Genomic DNA, 16,077 nt, shown 5'->3' with positions numbered 1-16,077 from the left:
GATTACCACTATATTGATCTGTTCATTCACTCGTCCTCGGCCAGCCGCCAGTTGTCCATGTTTTCTCCAAGTATCCGACAACCGCCCACGCCATCAGACTGCTCACAATCGTGAACGGTGTTTCCGGGTACAGACTGATCAAAGTAAAACTGACCGTATTGTTCAAGGCATGCAACACCATCACAAGCAGGATGGAGCCTGATCGTTCAAAGATAAAATTCGTGATATAGTTCATGGCGACGATGGACGCTGTAAATCCAATCAGAGAAGGCACAAGAACAGCCAGCCCCGCGTCCGCATACAAAATAAAGAGCAGCGGATAATGCCATAATGCCCAGATGAAGCCCCCCTTCCATGCAGCGCGCCAGAAATCTTGTTCCCTCGTCTTCAAATAAGGATACAGATATCCGCGCCAACCAAACTCCTCGGTTCCGCTTGTCAGCACATTTGAAATGAAATATCCGATTACGGATAACGCAACCGCTTGCCAGGTTGCATCCGCCAAACTGCTGAGCAGGATGCTGAGTACGAACGTCGGAATTGCGATCACGATCGGAATAGATAATGCGAAACGGATATCAGCTCGATCCGGACGTCTGAACAGTATAACTCCCTCACGGGTACGGATCGCAAGGAATCCGAGCAAGGGGCCGAACACGCCTAGTGCGAATAACAGTTGAACCAGGGAAAAATTGCCGGCAAGATGAAAAATCGTCATATCCGTTCGTAAAAAATGGTCTGTCGATCTGCTCCACCAATAAGCTGAAATCCAACACCCCCATGTCCAACCGAAAGAAATGATCAGATACACAATCAATGCTGATTTCCGAAGCATGTTTATTTCTCCTTTTCTGTTCATCTACAATGAAAAGCTCTCAGGATCTTTTCCCAAGAGCTTCATTGCAATGGTCATTACCGATGGCAGGAAATCTCAACCTTTCGGGAACGATTCGTGTTGTTCAAGTTATTATAACATGAGCGGGAACTGCGTCCAAGACAGAGGCTCCATGGCTAATTGTAATTCTTTTGGTATCATGGCTTTCCAATCAGGGTATTTGAGGTATGCCTTTTATCCGCTGGCGCTATCCCACAAAGCAAAGAACTTCAGGGGATGTTTCCTTATTGTGATTAGGAAAATTGTCCGGTAACGTTCGTTCTTCGATTTTAGCTTGGATTAGTTACAGGTATCCAACCCGTTAGCAGCGCTCCACCTTCCGAATGGTTACCTGCGGAAAGTTCACCTCCGTGTAGCCTTACAATTCTTTGTGAAATGGTCAAGCCTAATCCGCTACCTCCAGTTGAACGATTTCTAGATGCTTCACCACGATATAGAGGTTCAAAAACTCGTTGTAGTTCTTCCGAGGAGAAGCCCGGGCCTGTATCACGGATCATAAACTTTATTTTGTTACCTTCTTTATAACATTGAACAACAATTTCACCATACGAGGGTGTGTGTCTGACGGCATTATCCAACAAATTGTTCATCGCTCGTTCCAATAAATGCACATCACCGTTAATGAAGCAGTCGTCTTCAATATGGGTCGAAATCGAGATGTTCTTTTGGCGAGCTAGCGGACTTAAACTGTCAATCGATTTCAGGATGATGAGTTTAAAATCAATCTTCTGATTATGAAGATCCATCTGCACATGCTCCATCTTTGTAAATGTGAAAAGGTCCTCTACCAACCGGTCCAATTGCGCCGATTTTTCCTTACAAACGGCCAAATATTTGGTTATTTTATCCGGGGATTGGGCAATGCCTTGTTCCAGACCATCCAAGTAACCTCGTAAAGCGAACAACGGGGTACGCAAATCATGAGCGACAGCTGTAATGACGAATCGGCGCTCTTCTTCCAATTCTGCTTGTATTTGAAAAGCTTTTTGCATTCCATTCACCATCACTTCGAATGCATCGCGTACCTCAGAGATTTCGGTGATATAGGATTTAGGCAACTCTACGTCCCAATCTCCTGCAGCGATTTTTCTAGCTGCAAAGCTCATCTTTTCGAGAGGCTTAAGAAGAAACCTTCGCATTTCAACACCGACAATAAAAAAAGCTAACAATAGCCCGGTAAATATCGAAATGAACTTAGCCGCATTTGACTTCGGAAGATAAATAATGACCTTTCCAAGTAAATGACCGTCCTCTATAATGGAGAACCGTTCGGTAGAAGGCAATATGCCATGGCTCTGCGGATTAGAACGGTAAATTTCTTGATCTGATGCAGATAGAATAGCCGCTTCCATTTTCGCTTGTTGCAACTCATGATGCAATTGGTTTTGCCAATTCGGATCCCTCCAATTGTCCGAATTGGTTTCGATCAGCTGTACGATCTTCTCGATCCATTGTCCTTGCAGAATCTCGGCTTGAGCTCCGTTTTTTGCGAAGCTGAGCGTTTTTGTCTCTATGAAGTGTGTTGTCACATAAAAGATCCACGGCACTAACATTAAGAAAAAGAAAAGCAGTATAGTAAACGAACGAATACGAAGTGTTCTCATCTTAACCTCCCTCGAAGCGATACCCTATTCCCCATACGTTGACTAGGTATTGAGGATGGTTCGGATCGGATTCAATTTTTTCGCGAAGTCGACCGATGTGCACCCGAATCGTATGCCTGTCACCTACCCCATTCCAAAATTTCGAAAGTATCTGTTCATATGAAAAAACATGCCTAGGGTGTTCGGCAAATAATCGCAATAATTCATATTCCCTCGGGGTGAGCACTACACTCTTCCCATCCACGAATACTTCTCTTGTGGATAGATTTAGCTTGATGCGGCCAAAATCCAAGATTCTCTCACTCATTTGCAGTTGGGAAACAGAACGCCGTAGTACAGCTTTTATCCTGGCTACGATCTCGCCAGGTGAAGCGGTTTTTACGATATAATCATCGCCGCCGAGCGTCAAGCCACGAATCTTGTCTACATCGTCGCTGCGTGCGCTCAAGAAAAGGATCGGAACATTACTCTTCTCACGAATCCGGCGACATAACTCAAACCCGTTTTGCCCCGGCATCATGATGTCAAGAACAATACAATGAATGGAATTCCGCTCAAACAAAGTCCAAGCTTGAACAGAATCACAAGCGGTTATAACGCGAAAATTTTCATACTCTAAAAAGTCGCTCAATAGTTCGACAATGCTTTGATCATCGTCAACAACCAGTATGGTACTGATTTCACTCATGATATCCCACCTTTGAAAACTAGTTTATCATTTAACCCCATGCAACAAACAGAACCACCTAATTTGTGATGATTTGTTTATTGTTTTGTGACCTTTATACAACTTCATTTGAGATACTCGTTTGTTACGATACTTCTTGCCGAGTCGGACAGCAAATATCGCGAGTTAGGGCCCGTTCTACGCAAAAACGGATGAAGGAGGTTGACATAAACTTGGAATACGGAAGTTTCTCATTTTTTCCATTCGGTGCTCTATTTTGTCTTACACTTTTTTCTTTTATGGTAGTTCGAATTTATGCGATTAATCATCGCTACAGAGTTTCCAATCAAAAAGACCGTGACATCACATTGATTCTAAAAGGCCGGATGGCTAGTGGTGAGATCGACGAGAAGGAATATCACAGGCTGAAGGATTTTCTGACAAAATAATTTTTCCCTGATACGATCCGCAGGTTCGAGGATCAATCTACTGACTTTGAATATGAGGAGGTTTGTGGATGTTAACGGTTCAAGTCGTGCTTTTTGATGGCTTTGACCTTCTGGATGCCATTGCGCCTTACGAGGTTTTTTGTGCCGCGGCAATGTATGCTGAAAACGCGTTAAGCGTAGAATTCGTCACCGCTGAAGGGCCGAGAATCGTCACCAGCGGCATCAACGGGTTAAAAATTGAAGCGAGCGGCAGACTGAACCCGGAACGTACGGGCATCATTCTCGTACCTGGCGCGTCGGGTGACGTCGAAGGAGATGGGCCGAATTCGCCCCCAGCCATTCTGTCTTGGGCATTGAATACGGAATTGGCTGGATTGATTGAGCGAGCACTCGGGCAAAAAGACATCATCGTTGCCACGGTTTGCGGCGGTTCCCTGTTACTGGCCATGGGGGGGCTCTTGGAGGGCAGACCGGCGGTAACGCATCATCTGGGCATGAATGTACTTGGAGCAACCGGAGCCATTCCCGTCCCGGCACGCGTAGTGGATAGCGGCGATCTGGTTACTAGCGGCGGCGTTACTTCGGGACTCGATGTAGCGCTGTATCTGGTGGAACGCGAGCTTGGACCGCGTATCGCGCACGCGGTAGAGCAGCTGTTCGAATATGAACGGAGAGGAACGGTCTGGCGGGAAGAAGGAAGGGCGCCTAGCTCTCACAAGGCAGAGACCGACGAAGAAACGAACATCGCGACGAACAATACGGGGATGATTTATGATACCTCGGAAATCAAATTACCCGGAGAATCTGAATTCGACGGGGATTGGGATACGACAATTGCTACGCCTGTTGGGAAACTGGAGGTCAAGCTCTCCATTTCCATAAGGAATGGGTTGATCCAAGGCCAGGCCACACAAGGGGATGAGACGGTCGAGTTTATAAACCCCTTACTTCAGGACAATAAGCTTACCTGGTCGCTGCGCGTCACGAAACCTATGCGGTTAAATCTAAAATTCGAAGTTATCGTGCGTGGAGATGACATGATTGGATTTGCCAGGGCAGGCATACTGCCTGCATCCAAATTAACAGGCAAGCGTGTTACCTAACCCATAAATGCGAATTGGTCATAAAAATGAGGGGATGGATCGCATGAAGGAATGGAAAATAACATACGGACTTTTGGCCTGCATCAGTATTCTATTTATCCTTTACGCTTTGGTGGCCAATTTTATTATCGATCCTGGAGCCAAGGCGTTTTTAAGCCATAAAATCGGCCTGAAGCGCGAACTAAATCTTCCAGTCTGGATCAACGTTATGCACGTTCATGTTGCGTTTGCCTGCATCGCCATGGCGACGGGGTTGCTGAACTTCTCCAACCGCGTCTTTGAAAAAAGCCGCAAGCTCCACCGTATAAACGGCTACGTTTATTTAGTATCCGTCCTTCTTGTCGTGATTACTTCCGGATATATGGCTCCTTATGCTACTGGAGGAAAAATAAGCAGTATGGGGTTCAATGCTCTTAATATAATATGGCTGTTTATCACCATTATGGCGCTTGTACAAATCAAAAAGAAACGTATCATTCGGCACCGGAACTGGATGATCCGAAGTTACGCCTTTTGTTTTACGAACATGACAATTCATCTCATCACCTCCCTTTTTTATCAGGGATTTGGTCTCATTTACGCTACCAGCTATACAATTGGCGTTTACGGCTCTATTGTGCTGCTGTTGATCATTCCTAACATCATTATCAGAAATATCAATCGATCCAGAAAGGCAGTGTAGGATGAAAAAAATTATAGGAGTACTCATGTCGTTTGTACTAGTTCTATGTCTAGTTACCTCTACAGCAAGTGCGAATTCAAAAGAAAATAATGATCCATTCAAAGACAAAAGGATGCATGTTCAAATCGTCTTGTTCGATGGTTTCGATCTGCTGGACGCATTAGCACCATACGAAGTATTCGCTGCTGCGGGAATGTACTCAAAAGGAGCAGTTACTGTGGAATTGGTTTCCGCAGAAGGCAAGCGTTCTGTCCCGAGCGGTCTGAACGGGCCCGCTCTCGAAGCGCAAGCTGCATTAGACCCAAAGCGTCCGGGAATCATTTTGGTGCCTGGGGCTTCGGGCAAGCCAGCGGGAAATTCGGAAGATGCCATTCCAAATATATTAAAGAAGGCCATGAAGACAGGCTTGTCGGAAAAATTGAAACAAGCTTTTAACAATGAGGATGTTATTGTAGCTACAGTATGCGGTGGTACACTACTGCCTGCGATGGGAGGTTTGTTGAAAGATAGACATGCGGTTACCAATCAAATAGGCATGGAAGCGTTAGGATCTCTCGGTGCAATTCCGATTGAAGCAAGAGTCGTTGAAGATGGTCCTCGCTTCGTAAGCGGGGGAGGCGTGACTTCGGGTCTTGATGTGGCCTTGTATTTGGTTGATCGTGAGTTAGGTCCCCAAATCGCAAATGCTGTAGAAAAGTTATTCGAGTACGAGAAAAGAGGCACGGTGTGGCGAGCGGAAGGCATTGCGCCGATCAATTTTAACGAAAACTAATACCGATCCGATAAGAGCAACAGCGGCAGACTAGGATGCAAAAGACCCTAGCCTGTCCGCTGTTGTTGGCTCGATCACAGGCCAAAAGAATGCAACTGGCCTTGGTTTGGCTAAATTTTCATGAGACTGACTTGCATCTTATCCAAAACAAAGTTATCATAGATACATAAAGTCTTTAATTTGAAATGGAGGAGTACTATGAAAATTCACAAGCAACTGATTATGCGTTTGAGGTGATGTTCTATTTTTTAGTGGCAACAACGCCGGACAAGATTACAAGACCCATCTTATGACAAATTAAAGATATTATATATCCATAGTATATTTAATTGAAAGGAAGATCACGATGGCTATTCAACATGCGAAAGATTCTACTTTTAAAGAGATGGTGCAAACGGAAGGTATAACAGTAGTGAATTTTTGGGCTGCTTGGTGCGGTCCATGCAGAATGTTTGCACCTGTATTAGAGGAGTTTGAAAAGGAAGCAAATGATTCCATTAAAGTCGTTAAAGTTAATGTAGACGAAAATCCGGTAATCTCTTCACAATTTCAGATTATGAGCATACCGACAACCATTATATTCAAAGATGGACAGCCTCTATATAAAGAATTAGGCATATTGCCGAAAGGTGCCCTGCAGCAGCTTGTTGCCTCCAAATAAATCAACACACAAAAGCCGACATGTATCGCTTTAGCAAGTGGGGCCTGAATTGATGGACAATATGCGGATGCAGGCGAAACGCTTTGGCGCTGAATTTCTACCGATGAGTATGGCTACATTATTGTGAATCCGGGGTCTGCTGAGACGAATATTCCGGGTGTCTTTGCTTGCGGCGATGTTCAAGATCACAAATATCGTCAAGCGATTACAGCGGCGGGCAGTGGATGTATGGGGAAATAGTTTCTTAGAGAGAAGGGCATTTTTTCAAAAGTCATAATTGAAATGGTTACATATTACAGAAAGGGATGAGGAGGATTATGACGAACGATTTTTTTAATGATGCCGTTTGGGAAAAGGCTTGGAAGAGTGATCCAGATACAGCAGTCAGCAAAATGAAAAAAGCCGGAATTGATCCAGCACACACTTTTGACCACAGGGCAAAGTCATTTAACGAGCAGGCGTTTAACGAAGAAGGCAGGCGAAGAACAAAACGGATAATGAATTGGCTGGAAGGGCAGGGTGTGACATTTAAAGATACCTCCATATTAGACATTGGAGCGGCCTCAGGCGGATTTACAGTGCCATTTGCGGAGAGAGGGGCTAGTGTTACTTCTGTGGAGCCTAGTCTTCCATTAGTTGAGCTATTGAAAAGTAATATAACGGGATTAAAGAACGGGAATGTAGAGATTGTGGCTGAGCCTTTTGAAGACATTGATATTCAAGCAAAGGGGTGGGAAAAAGCCTTTGATTTCGTATTTGTCTCCATGTGCCCGGTTATTGTCGATTGGGACAGTGTGGAGAAAGTGCTGAGCTGCGCACGACAGTATTGCTATATCAGCCTGTCTGTCGGCTCCAGGGAGCACAGTCTGATAAAAGAGATTTGGCCTCTGGTCACTGATCAGCCCATGAAAACGGAACATTTGGAGATGGCTTATTTGCTCCATTTGCTGTATCTCAAAGGGTATTCCTATGAGTCGCTCGTAACCCGGGAAATGAAAACCACGGAGGTATCTAGAGAAACGGCGCTCCAGGAGGTTATGGAATGGCTGAGAATTTTCGGTTTGCCTGCGGATGACCAGAACAGGAATATCGTAGCCGATTATTTGGAACGGACTTATCCGACGGATAAGGTGGTCATCCAGCAGGGTGGGCGTTTTGGCAAGGTGCTTATTCAATTGAAGGATCAGAGCATGTACACCGGTGTCCAAGAATTTCCCCATAAGTAATTTCTTTAACTGTATAATGGATAAAAAATATCTGTAATATCTACAAACTGTTAAGGGATGATTATATTCATGGCATTTCTACACGCAACAGATTCTACATTTCATGGGCTGGTTCAGACAGAAGGAGTGGTCGTAGTAAATTGAGGAACGTTATGAAAAGAAAACCTGTAATCATTGTCGCATCTCTAATCGTCGCGAATTTTTTGGCACAACTCATGCAAACCATGCTGAACACGGCTTTGCCACAAATGATGCTTGACCTTGGAATCCAGGTTAATCGGGCGCAATGGCTGATCACCGTCTATCTTCTGGTTTCTGGAATTGTCATCCCTGTGACGGGATTCCTGATCGGAAAATACTCGACGCGAACCCTGTTTTTCGCATCCGCTGGGGCCTTTACGACAGGGACGCTAATTGCCGGCTTCTCCGTCGACTTCACATTGATCCTAAGCGGACGAATTATTCAGGGGATTGGCGCCGGATTGCTGGTACCGGTGTTCCTGAATACGATTATCCTAGTGTTCCCAAAGGAAAAACTCGGGGCAGCGATGGGACTGGCCAGTCTCATTGTGGGACTCGCCCCTGCACTGGGGCCGACGATTTCCGGCTTCGTGATTCAACATCATTCTTGGAGAATCTTATTCTATGGGGTGGCGCCCATAGCGATCGCGAACCTGTTTGTCGCCTATTATTGCTTGGAAAACGTTTGGGATACGCATAAAGCGAAATTGGACTGGAGATCGATTCTTTATTCAAGTTTGGGCTTCGGCAGTCTGTTGTATGGATTTAGTATCCTTAGCGATCAGGGAAAAGGGATTCAGCTTGCGCTGACCTTCCTTATCGTGGGATTCGCACTGTCGTTTCTGTTTGTGAAGCGCCAATTCAAACTGGCCGTCCCTTTGCTTGATTTCAACGTATTTCGTTACCCGAGATTTACTTATGCATCGATTATAGGCGTAGTCCTGTTCATTGTGATGGCCGGGGTGGAACTGCTGCTCCCGATATATGCACAAAATGTCAGGGGACTACTGCCTAGAGAATCGGGGCTAATGCTGCTCCCAGGTGCATTGCTGATGGGGGTGTCCGGAGTGGTATCGGGTAAAATCTACGACCGTTATGGCGGTCGCTATTTGATTCGGATCGGCTTCTTCGGGATAGCCGCCGTAACGGCTCTATTAACGATAGCGCTATCGATTCACGCTCCGTATGGTCTGTTGGTAGGGTTATATGCGTTGCTTATGACCGGGGTCGGTTTTATGATGACCCCAATTACTGCTTTTGCCATGGCGAGCTTGCCGAATTCGATGATGAATTACGCTTCGCCGATGACCACGGCCATACGTACATTGGGCATGTCAATGGGCGGGGCACTGCTCATCACCCTGGTGACAATTACCGCAGATTATAGCTCATTCTCTTTTCCGATCAATATGCATCAAGGAATTCAAGCCGCGTTTTGGTCACTAGCCCTCGTTGCAGCGAGTGGTTTTCTTCTTACTTTCTTTGTTCCATATGGTAAAGGTTCAGTGGAATCGTAGGTCTTGGAGTGTTGCCAGTTACAACGAATAAAGGAGTAATAAGGGAGGCGATATTTGACATAAGCCAATATAAAAAGTTATTATGGGCACATAAAGTCCATAATTGAGGTGAACATCACGTTATGAAATTTTCTAAAGCGACAAACTATGCTCTTCATACGATGCTCTTTCTTGCCGCATTCCCGCCGAACAAACTTATCGGCGTACAGCAATTGGCGGAGAGACAAGAGGTTTCTCCAACGTATTTATCCAAAATCCTTACCAAGCTGGTCAAGGCAGGAATGATTGAATCGACTTCAGGAGCCAATGGTGGATATCGCTTAAAACGGAATTGGGAAGAAATCTCGTTTCTCGACGTGATTCATGCCATTGAAGGCTCCGCCTCCTTATTCGACTGTGAAATGAATCATGGATCAGAGTGTTTAGTTCAGAAGGTGATGGTATCGGCTGAAGAGAAAATGGAGGACTTTTTAAAAAACCAAAAATTATCTGAGATTGCTAAGAAAATGACGGTAGTTCTTTGAAGAAAAACTGTTTTTATGAGAATGGTTTATTTTATTAAACCGTTTGGGAAAAGCATGAAAGGAAGATATACAAACGGCATTGAACAAGATTGTGCTGCGTTAGATTGATACCATTGTCCTCTCGACCGCATCGATGTCGCGAAGAAGAGCTCTCGATATACCTTAATGGTGAATCGAGAGCTCTTCTTTTGCATATTCGGAAACTTGTCGAATGCAGGAGCCTGGAGGGTCTGGTTTAATTCGTGAAATGATGGGTCAGGAATCGGGATGATGGACTGAAAAATAAAGTATTAGACTAGGAAAAATAAGTTGTAGACTGTGAAATTAAGTTTTAGACTCACACGGTGGTGCTGAACGGGCAGTATAACACGACAAAGACTCTGTGGTGTATATAAGCTGGATGCTTATATGAATGGGCTGAAGAAAAAGGAAAATCTAAGCCAAGGGACTTATTCTAAACTGTCTGTTATTCCGTCAAGTAGGTTCAGCATTAGGCTTAGCAGCTGGCGGCCCTGCAGCAGCCGTGATTATTCCGGGTGGCGATTAGCTGCAACAAACAAACTTCCTGAGGAACGAAGCTCACTGCTCTGCTCTTCAGGAAGTTATTCAGCAGACAGTCCCCTCAGCTAGAGCCCAGTCAATGATCATTTATTCGTGAGGGCTAAGGGCTAACAAGCGTTTCAGGTTATCATCAATAAACAGATTATCCGCACTGTTGATTCCACGGCCGGCAAAATGGCCCCAGATGGACGGAATTGGCTTAAAGTCGGCATTAGGCATAAACTTGGCTTCGTATGCATTATCGTCGGCTGAGCAGAAGAGGTCCGTGCTCCCCGGCATGATGCAGGCTAGGGCTTTAATGCTTTTAAGCGCCTTCTCAAAATCCCCGTTGTATGAAGGGTTCGCACTAATATCTGCATGCTGGCCTGTTTCTAACATGGCCAGTACATTATGCGGATCCATCTTCATGAAGCTATGTTCCCAGACCTCGGTCACAAAGGCCTCCAAGGAGTCAAAGCCTAACTCCCGGTACAGCTCCTCCCTATAAAACGCCTGCGACAGTCCCCATCCGGCATAAACCCGGCCAACGGCGCGCATGTCTTCGGAAGTCAGCTGGTTTAGCTTGCTTGAATCAAAGCCTACTCCTGCCAGTAGCGCGGCCTTCAGACTGTCCAGCACCACAAAAGTATGAGGCCAAGTTTTGGCAATTCCCGCGAAAGGCGCAATTCGTTCCACCATCTCCGGGTAACTTGCCCCCCACTGAAAGGCTTGAATGCCGCCCATGGACCAGCCCACTACGAGTGCGATCTTTTGAATGCCAAATTGTTCGGTCACCAGCCGATGCTGGAAACTAACGTTGTCATAGAGGGTTACCTTGGGAAAATGAGCTCGGTCAAACGGAGGGGCTGTGTTGCTGGGAGATGAAGATAACCCGTTGCCCAGTAGATTGGGAACGATAATAAAATATTTGTCCGGATCCAGGGCCATTCCGCTGCCAATCAGCCATTCATTCTGAGTATGCTGGTCACCAAATGCAGTCGGATAGACGATAACATTATCTTTTTGTGCATTTAGTGTCCCATAAGTCTTATATGCTAGAAAAGCGTTCGGCAAAATCACTCCTGATTGCATGGTGACATCACCCAAATTAAAAATTTCATAATCCATCCTAGAGGCCTCCCTTCTAAATGAAACCACATGTTCAAGGTCAGATGTGATTTCTTGTGTTTAGTATAGAGTCGTGATACTCTCAGGGAAAGTGAACATAATTCACAATAGTATTCAATAATTTTGAAGGTATGGGGGATCGATAAATGGAGCTGCGTCAACTGAATACGTTTTGTACGGTTGCGTCAACCTTAAATTTCACTCGGGCCGCAGAGGTGCTGAACTACGTACCCTCTAACGTTACCATGCAAATAAAAGCCTTGGAGGAGGAGCTGGATGTTCGTCTCTTTGACCGCTTGGGCAAGCAGTTGGTTCTCACCGCAGCGGGTAAACGTTTTTTGATACATGCCCGGAGCGTTCTGGACAAATTGGACGAAGCACGCAGCGTTGTTCATGATAACGAGTCTTTAAGCGGTACTCTGACGATAAGTGCCAATGAGGTTATTTGTGCGTACCGGCTTCCTGCTGTCTTTCGGCACTTTCGTTCGCAGCATCCCAGCGTTCGTCTGATCTTCCGCTCCGTTCCCAATCAAGAGCTCAAACAATCGCTTTTTGAGGGGAACTCAGATATCGTCTTCATGCTTGACGAGCCCATTCGCTCGAGCGGACTTGCCGTAGAACCGCTGCTGGAAGAAACCTTCCGCCTGTTTGCTGCTCCGGATCACCCGCTTGCTAGGCAAAAGGAGCTGCAGCTGGAGGATTTTCACGGAGAAGTGTTCCTGACGAATGAAAAAGGCTGTCCTTATAGAACCATGTTTGACCGGTCATTTGAGAAAGAGGGCATTGACAGCATTACGTATTTAGAGTTTCAAAGTGCAGAAGCCATTAAACAATGCGCCATTTCGGGAATCGGTATAGCTTTTCTCCCAGAAATCGTAACGGAAGCCGAGGTAGAGCGCGGTGAACTTGTTGCCCTTCCCTGGCAAATTCCCGATCTGCGTGTGTATACACAGATGTTGTGGCATAAAGACAAGTGGCTTTCACCCATCCTGTTGTCTTTCATAGAAGCGGCGAGAGAAGTTATGACTTACCCCCCCTGTCGACTTAGTGTCCACTTTTTATTCTAGCTCTATGATTACTATTTGCAGAATTTCTACTCATTCCAATCCAGTTGACGCAGCCCAGCGAATCGCAAATGTAATTCGCAAGTGTGGCGTGATCGAACTGCAAGCCGTAGGAGATAACGCCATCAGTAAGGCTGTGAAAGCTGTAGCTATTGCTCAGAAATCAATTGTGCATAATGTGGACATGGTCTGTACCCCTTCTTTTATGGTTGCAGATTCGAAGGGTGACAAAGTCGCTGGAATGAAAATAGTCGTAGAGAATAGATAATTCAAAGATGAAAGCAGCTTTCCATGGAATTGGAGAGCTGCTTTTTTCACATGAGAGGGGAATGGAGAATGAACAGCAGTATTGTTTCTTACCCTAACCGTGGTCCGTATGGAAGCAGCAAATATCGAGGAAACTTTAATCGCCGATTTGTTGGATTATTACCAGCCAAAGCGCTTTGTTGAAGTCTTCGCCGGTGGGGGTACAGGAGCGGATGTGGCTAAATCTAAAGGTATCCGCTCAATTCCTTGGATTTGAATCCTCAATTTGGTGGATGGAATGCACTAACGGACGATATTCCTACTGGAGCCGACCTCATCTTTTCACATCCACCTTATCATTCGATGGTTGTATACTCCGGAAATATGTGGGGCAAACCTCATCCGGATGACCTATCCCGGTTTGAGACTCCCACGGCTAAAGCCGCAATCTGATACCTTCGGTATCAGCGGGATTCTTGGGTGGTAGTTGGAAGTGCATTTCTGCTATCCGTAGTTCCCCAAGTTCAGGGCTGTCTCATCAGCCCGTCCTAAGACAGTGCATATAGCATCTTAGGCTGGCAGACTGTTACCATCTGCCACAGGTTGACGCATGATATTGATGGCTCCAACCCGATCGCGATGAGCGTTGAATCCGCATGAACATTCGTATCTCCGATCTTTAACTTTATTGTTTCTCCCACAGGCAGGGCATGTTTGGGAAGTGTAAGCAGGGTCAACCTCCACAACCCTTATGCCTACAAGATTGGCTTTGTAGGCGATAAATTGTTGCAGTTGATAGAACGTCCAACTATGCAGATTATTTGCGTTTTTACGGCTTGTTCTTGCCGTCTTGCGAATATTCTCCAGTCGTTCAAGCTTGATGACCGACACGCCTTCTTGAATGGCTGTATTGACAATTTGACGACTAATCTTATGGTTTTGATCTCGCATCCAACGGCTTTCCTTATTGCCCAGTTTACGAATAGCAGTCAACTTTTTGAGTTCACCTAATTTTCTTCGGCGAGATTGGTATTTTCTACGAACATACTTAATCATTCTCCCGTTACCGAAGAATCGAGTTTTTCCTGTGGAAGTAACCGCAACAGCAGGAACTTTTAGACCGAGATCAATCCCCATCATGCATTCACCATTCGATTCGGTTGTTGGAGCTTCTAACGATATTTGAGCGTACCATTTTCCCGATTTTTCAACGATTCGCATCAGCCCAAGTTTAGCTTTCGCTAACAGCTTCATGTCTCGATTCGTTGGAGTAGCAAGAAATGTTGTCTTCTTTGTCTTACCATCAACGATGATGGGAAAAGACACCGTATTATCGGTAACTGTGTAATTTTGGTTGTTAACAAAATAAACGGGCTTTTTTAGAATTGGTCGCACTCCAAGTTTCTTGCTTCTGCTGAAAACACTTCTAGCATCTCGAATGGCTTGATTACAGACCGCAGAAGGAAGAGAACATACGATGTCCTTTGTAGTGACTTTTGGAAACTTGCCAATCTGTTGGGCATGTTCGGTTAGTTGATTGACGACACGGATATATTCTTTTCCAAGTCTCCGTAAATCGTCAGGACAACTTGGAAAAATGCGAATCTTAACAGTCAAAGATTGCATCAAATCACCTCCCACTATAAATATAGCCTCTCGGAATTAAAAACTCCGCACCGGCTTTGGGGGACTGACCCCCTAACGTAAGACAAATCAAAACACCTTCAAGAGAATCCCAAAACATCTTATGATGATAGGGACAACTTTGGAGGTGTTTTTGCGTTGGCAACTAGAGTAAGCTATCCCATTGAAATCAAAATGAAGGCTATCGAGATGAGATTAGCAAATGTGCCCGTTAAGGAGGTCATGGAGCAACTTAACATAAGGAATGTAACGCAATTGAAAACGTGGATGCGTTGGTATCGAGCGGGTGAATTACACCGCCTTGAGCAGCCTGTCGGCAAGCAATACAGTTATGGCAAAGGACCGGAGTACGAATCTGAGATTAAGAAATTACAAACAGAAAATCGCTTCCTTAAGCAACAGATAGAAGTGTTAAAAAAGTTCAAGGAGTTGGAGAGGAGCTGTCGCCTGAAGTTGTAATTCCATGGATGGAAAGTATTCGAAGCTTAACCACAGTACAGCAGGCCTGTGTGTGGATCGGCTTGCCACGGTCTACGTACTATCGCTGGAAGAAGCAAGGACTACCTACAACGCCTGACACGCTTGTCTCACGCGTCCAGGAGCTGTGTGAGAAACATCGTTTTCGTTATGGGTACCGGAAGATCACCGCTGAGTTACGGCGCCATGAGACCGTCAATCACAAGCGCGTACAACAGATCATGCAAAAGCACGGTTGGCAATGCCGTGTGAAGGTAAAGAAACGGAAGCATACGGGACAACCTGCGCACGTAGCAGAACATCTACTGAAGCGGCAATTTCATGCAGAACAGCCCCTGCAAAAGCTAGTTACCGATATTACGTATCTACCTTACGGCAGCACCATGATGTACTTGTCGAGCATTTTAGACCTGTACAACGGCGAAGTTGTCGCCTACAGTATTGGAGATAAGCAAGATGTTCAGTTCGTCTTGGACACGCTAGAGCAACTGCCTGAAGTGAACGGAGCGATGCTACACAGCGACCAGGGCTCCGTTTATACGTCTAACGACTATCAGAAAGCAATCAGGGAAAAGGGCATTACCATGAGCATGTCCCGTAAGGGTACACCCGCTGATAATGCCCTCATCGAATCGTTTCATTCCACTCTAAAGTCTGAAACGTTCTACCTAGATAATCTCACTCGTACGACGACTGCAATCGTTGTACAAACGGTACAAGAGTACATCCATTACTATAACTCAATTCGTATTCAAGCGAAACTAAACAACCAGTCACCGATTGAATTTCGGCAACTGGCTGTATAGTAAATAAGGTGTTTTGATCCCTGTCTCACAAACGGGGGTCAGTCCCTGGCC

General features: G+C 45.5%; 16 protein-coding genes and 1 pseudogene. 12 read left to right on the top strand and 5 right to left on the bottom strand.

All coding sequences use genetic code 11. The features are described from left to right. Window positions 1-22: 22 nt before the first annotated feature. The 3 genes from BN3795_RS22255 to BN3795_RS22245 all read right to left on the bottom strand — a co-directional run bounded on the left by BN3795_RS22255 (window position 23) and on the right by BN3795_RS22245 (window position 3,187). Window positions 23-835, bottom strand: a complete 813-nt coding sequence (locus BN3795_RS22255) for a CPBP family intramembrane glutamic endopeptidase (RefSeq protein WP_068786883.1) — start codon at window positions 833-835, stop codon at window positions 23-25. Window positions 836-1,164: 329 nt separating this feature from the next. Then, window positions 1,165-2,499: a sensor histidine kinase gene (locus BN3795_RS22250; RefSeq protein ID WP_068786882.1), complete on the bottom strand. Its 1,335-nt coding sequence runs from the start codon at window positions 2,497-2,499 to the stop codon at window positions 1,165-1,167. 1 nt (window position 2,500) lies between these two features. Then, a complete protein-coding gene (locus BN3795_RS22245) occupies window positions 2,501-3,187 on the bottom strand; it encodes a response regulator transcription factor (protein ID WP_068779963.1) in 687 nt (228 codons plus the stop codon). Between the two features lie 496 nt (window positions 3,188-3,683). Between BN3795_RS22245 and BN3795_RS22235 the strand changes: the two genes are divergently transcribed. The 8 genes and pseudogenes from BN3795_RS22235 to BN3795_RS22205 all read left to right on the top strand — a co-directional run bounded on the left by BN3795_RS22235 (window position 3,684) and on the right by BN3795_RS22205 (window position 10,121). Then, window positions 3,684-4,718, top strand: a complete 1,035-nt coding sequence (locus tag BN3795_RS22235) for a DJ-1/PfpI family protein (protein WP_068786881.1) — start codon at window positions 3,684-3,686, stop codon at window positions 4,716-4,718. A gap of 43 nt (window positions 4,719-4,761) precedes the next feature. Beyond that, window positions 4,762-5,400, top strand: coding sequence for a DUF2306 domain-containing protein (locus tag BN3795_RS22230; RefSeq protein ID WP_068779964.1), 639 nt, complete (start codon window positions 4,762-4,764; stop codon window positions 5,398-5,400). A 1-nt stretch (window position 5,401) separates the two neighbouring features. Then, window positions 5,402-6,172, top strand: a complete 771-nt coding sequence (locus tag BN3795_RS22225) for a DJ-1/PfpI family protein (RefSeq protein ID WP_068786880.1) — start codon at window positions 5,402-5,404, stop codon at window positions 6,170-6,172. A gap of 346 nt (window positions 6,173-6,518) precedes the next feature. Beyond that, complete coding sequence (trxA, locus tag BN3795_RS22220; RefSeq protein ID WP_068786879.1) at window positions 6,519-6,833, top strand: thioredoxin; 315 nt, start codon at window positions 6,519-6,521, stop codon at window positions 6,831-6,833. Between the two features lie 93 nt (window positions 6,834-6,926). Beyond that, window positions 6,927-7,073, top strand: a pseudogene (locus tag BN3795_RS25280) (FAD-dependent oxidoreductase); the annotation flags it as partial. A 77-nt stretch (window positions 7,074-7,150) separates the two neighbouring features. Next, window positions 7,151-8,059, top strand: coding sequence for a class I SAM-dependent methyltransferase (locus tag BN3795_RS22215; protein WP_068786878.1), 909 nt, complete (start codon window positions 7,151-7,153; stop codon window positions 8,057-8,059). Between the two features lie 152 nt (window positions 8,060-8,211). Next, entirely contained in the window at window positions 8,212-9,597 is a 1,386-nt protein-coding gene (locus BN3795_RS22210) for a DHA2 family efflux MFS transporter permease subunit (protein ID WP_036628256.1), read from the top strand. Window positions 9,598-9,719: 122 nt separating this feature from the next. After that, on the top strand, window positions 9,720-10,121 hold the full coding sequence (locus BN3795_RS22205; protein ID WP_036623450.1) for an Rrf2 family transcriptional regulator: 402 nt from the start codon (window positions 9,720-9,722) through the stop codon (window positions 10,119-10,121). Between the two features lie 648 nt (window positions 10,122-10,769). On the opposite strand, the gene BN3795_RS22200 is transcribed toward BN3795_RS22205, so the two are convergent. After that, window positions 10,770-11,789 carry an alpha/beta fold hydrolase gene (locus BN3795_RS22200; protein WP_068786877.1) on the bottom strand — a complete coding sequence of 340 codons (1,020 nt, stop codon included), beginning with the start codon at window positions 11,787-11,789 and terminating at the stop codon, window positions 10,770-10,772. Window positions 11,790-11,935: 146 nt separating this feature from the next. On the opposite strand from BN3795_RS22200, the gene BN3795_RS22195 reads away from it, so the two are divergent. The 3 genes from BN3795_RS22195 to BN3795_RS25700 all read left to right on the top strand — a co-directional run bounded on the left by BN3795_RS22195 (window position 11,936) and on the right by BN3795_RS25700 (window position 13,376). Then, window positions 11,936-12,856 carry a LysR family transcriptional regulator gene (locus BN3795_RS22195; RefSeq protein ID WP_068786876.1) on the top strand — a complete coding sequence of 307 codons (921 nt, stop codon included), beginning with the start codon at window positions 11,936-11,938 and terminating at the stop codon, window positions 12,854-12,856. A gap of 4 nt (window positions 12,857-12,860) precedes the next feature. Beyond that, a complete protein-coding gene (locus BN3795_RS26275; RefSeq protein WP_110945310.1) occupies window positions 12,861-13,121 on the top strand; it encodes a stage V sporulation protein S in 261 nt (86 codons plus the stop codon). Between the two features lie 108 nt (window positions 13,122-13,229). After that, window positions 13,230-13,376, top strand: coding sequence for a hypothetical protein (locus BN3795_RS25700; RefSeq protein WP_198524796.1), 147 nt, complete (start codon window positions 13,230-13,232; stop codon window positions 13,374-13,376). A 293-nt stretch (window positions 13,377-13,669) separates the two neighbouring features. On the opposite strand, the gene BN3795_RS22190 is transcribed toward BN3795_RS25700, so the two are convergent. Beyond that, entirely contained in the window at window positions 13,670-14,728 is a 1,059-nt protein-coding gene (locus BN3795_RS22190) for an RNA-guided endonuclease InsQ/TnpB family protein (RefSeq protein WP_068786875.1), read from the bottom strand. 153 nt (window positions 14,729-14,881) lie between these two features. Between BN3795_RS22190 and BN3795_RS22180 the strand changes: the two genes are divergently transcribed. Then, window positions 14,882-16,026, top strand: a protein-coding gene (locus BN3795_RS22180) for an IS3 family transposase (protein ID WP_110945308.1) whose coding sequence is annotated in 2 segments (ribosomal slippage) — window positions 14,882-15,155 and window positions 15,155-16,026 — 1,146 coding nt in all. Because the reading frame shifts where the segments join, the coding sequence is not laid out codon by codon here. Window positions 16,027-16,077 lie beyond the last annotated feature (51 nt).

The organism is Paenibacillus phocaeensis, assembly GCF_900021165.1.
Taxonomy (GTDB): domain Bacteria; phylum Bacillota; class Bacilli; order Paenibacillales; family Paenibacillaceae; genus Fontibacillus; species Fontibacillus phocaensis.
This window is presented reverse-complemented; position numbering and strand designations above follow the sequence as displayed.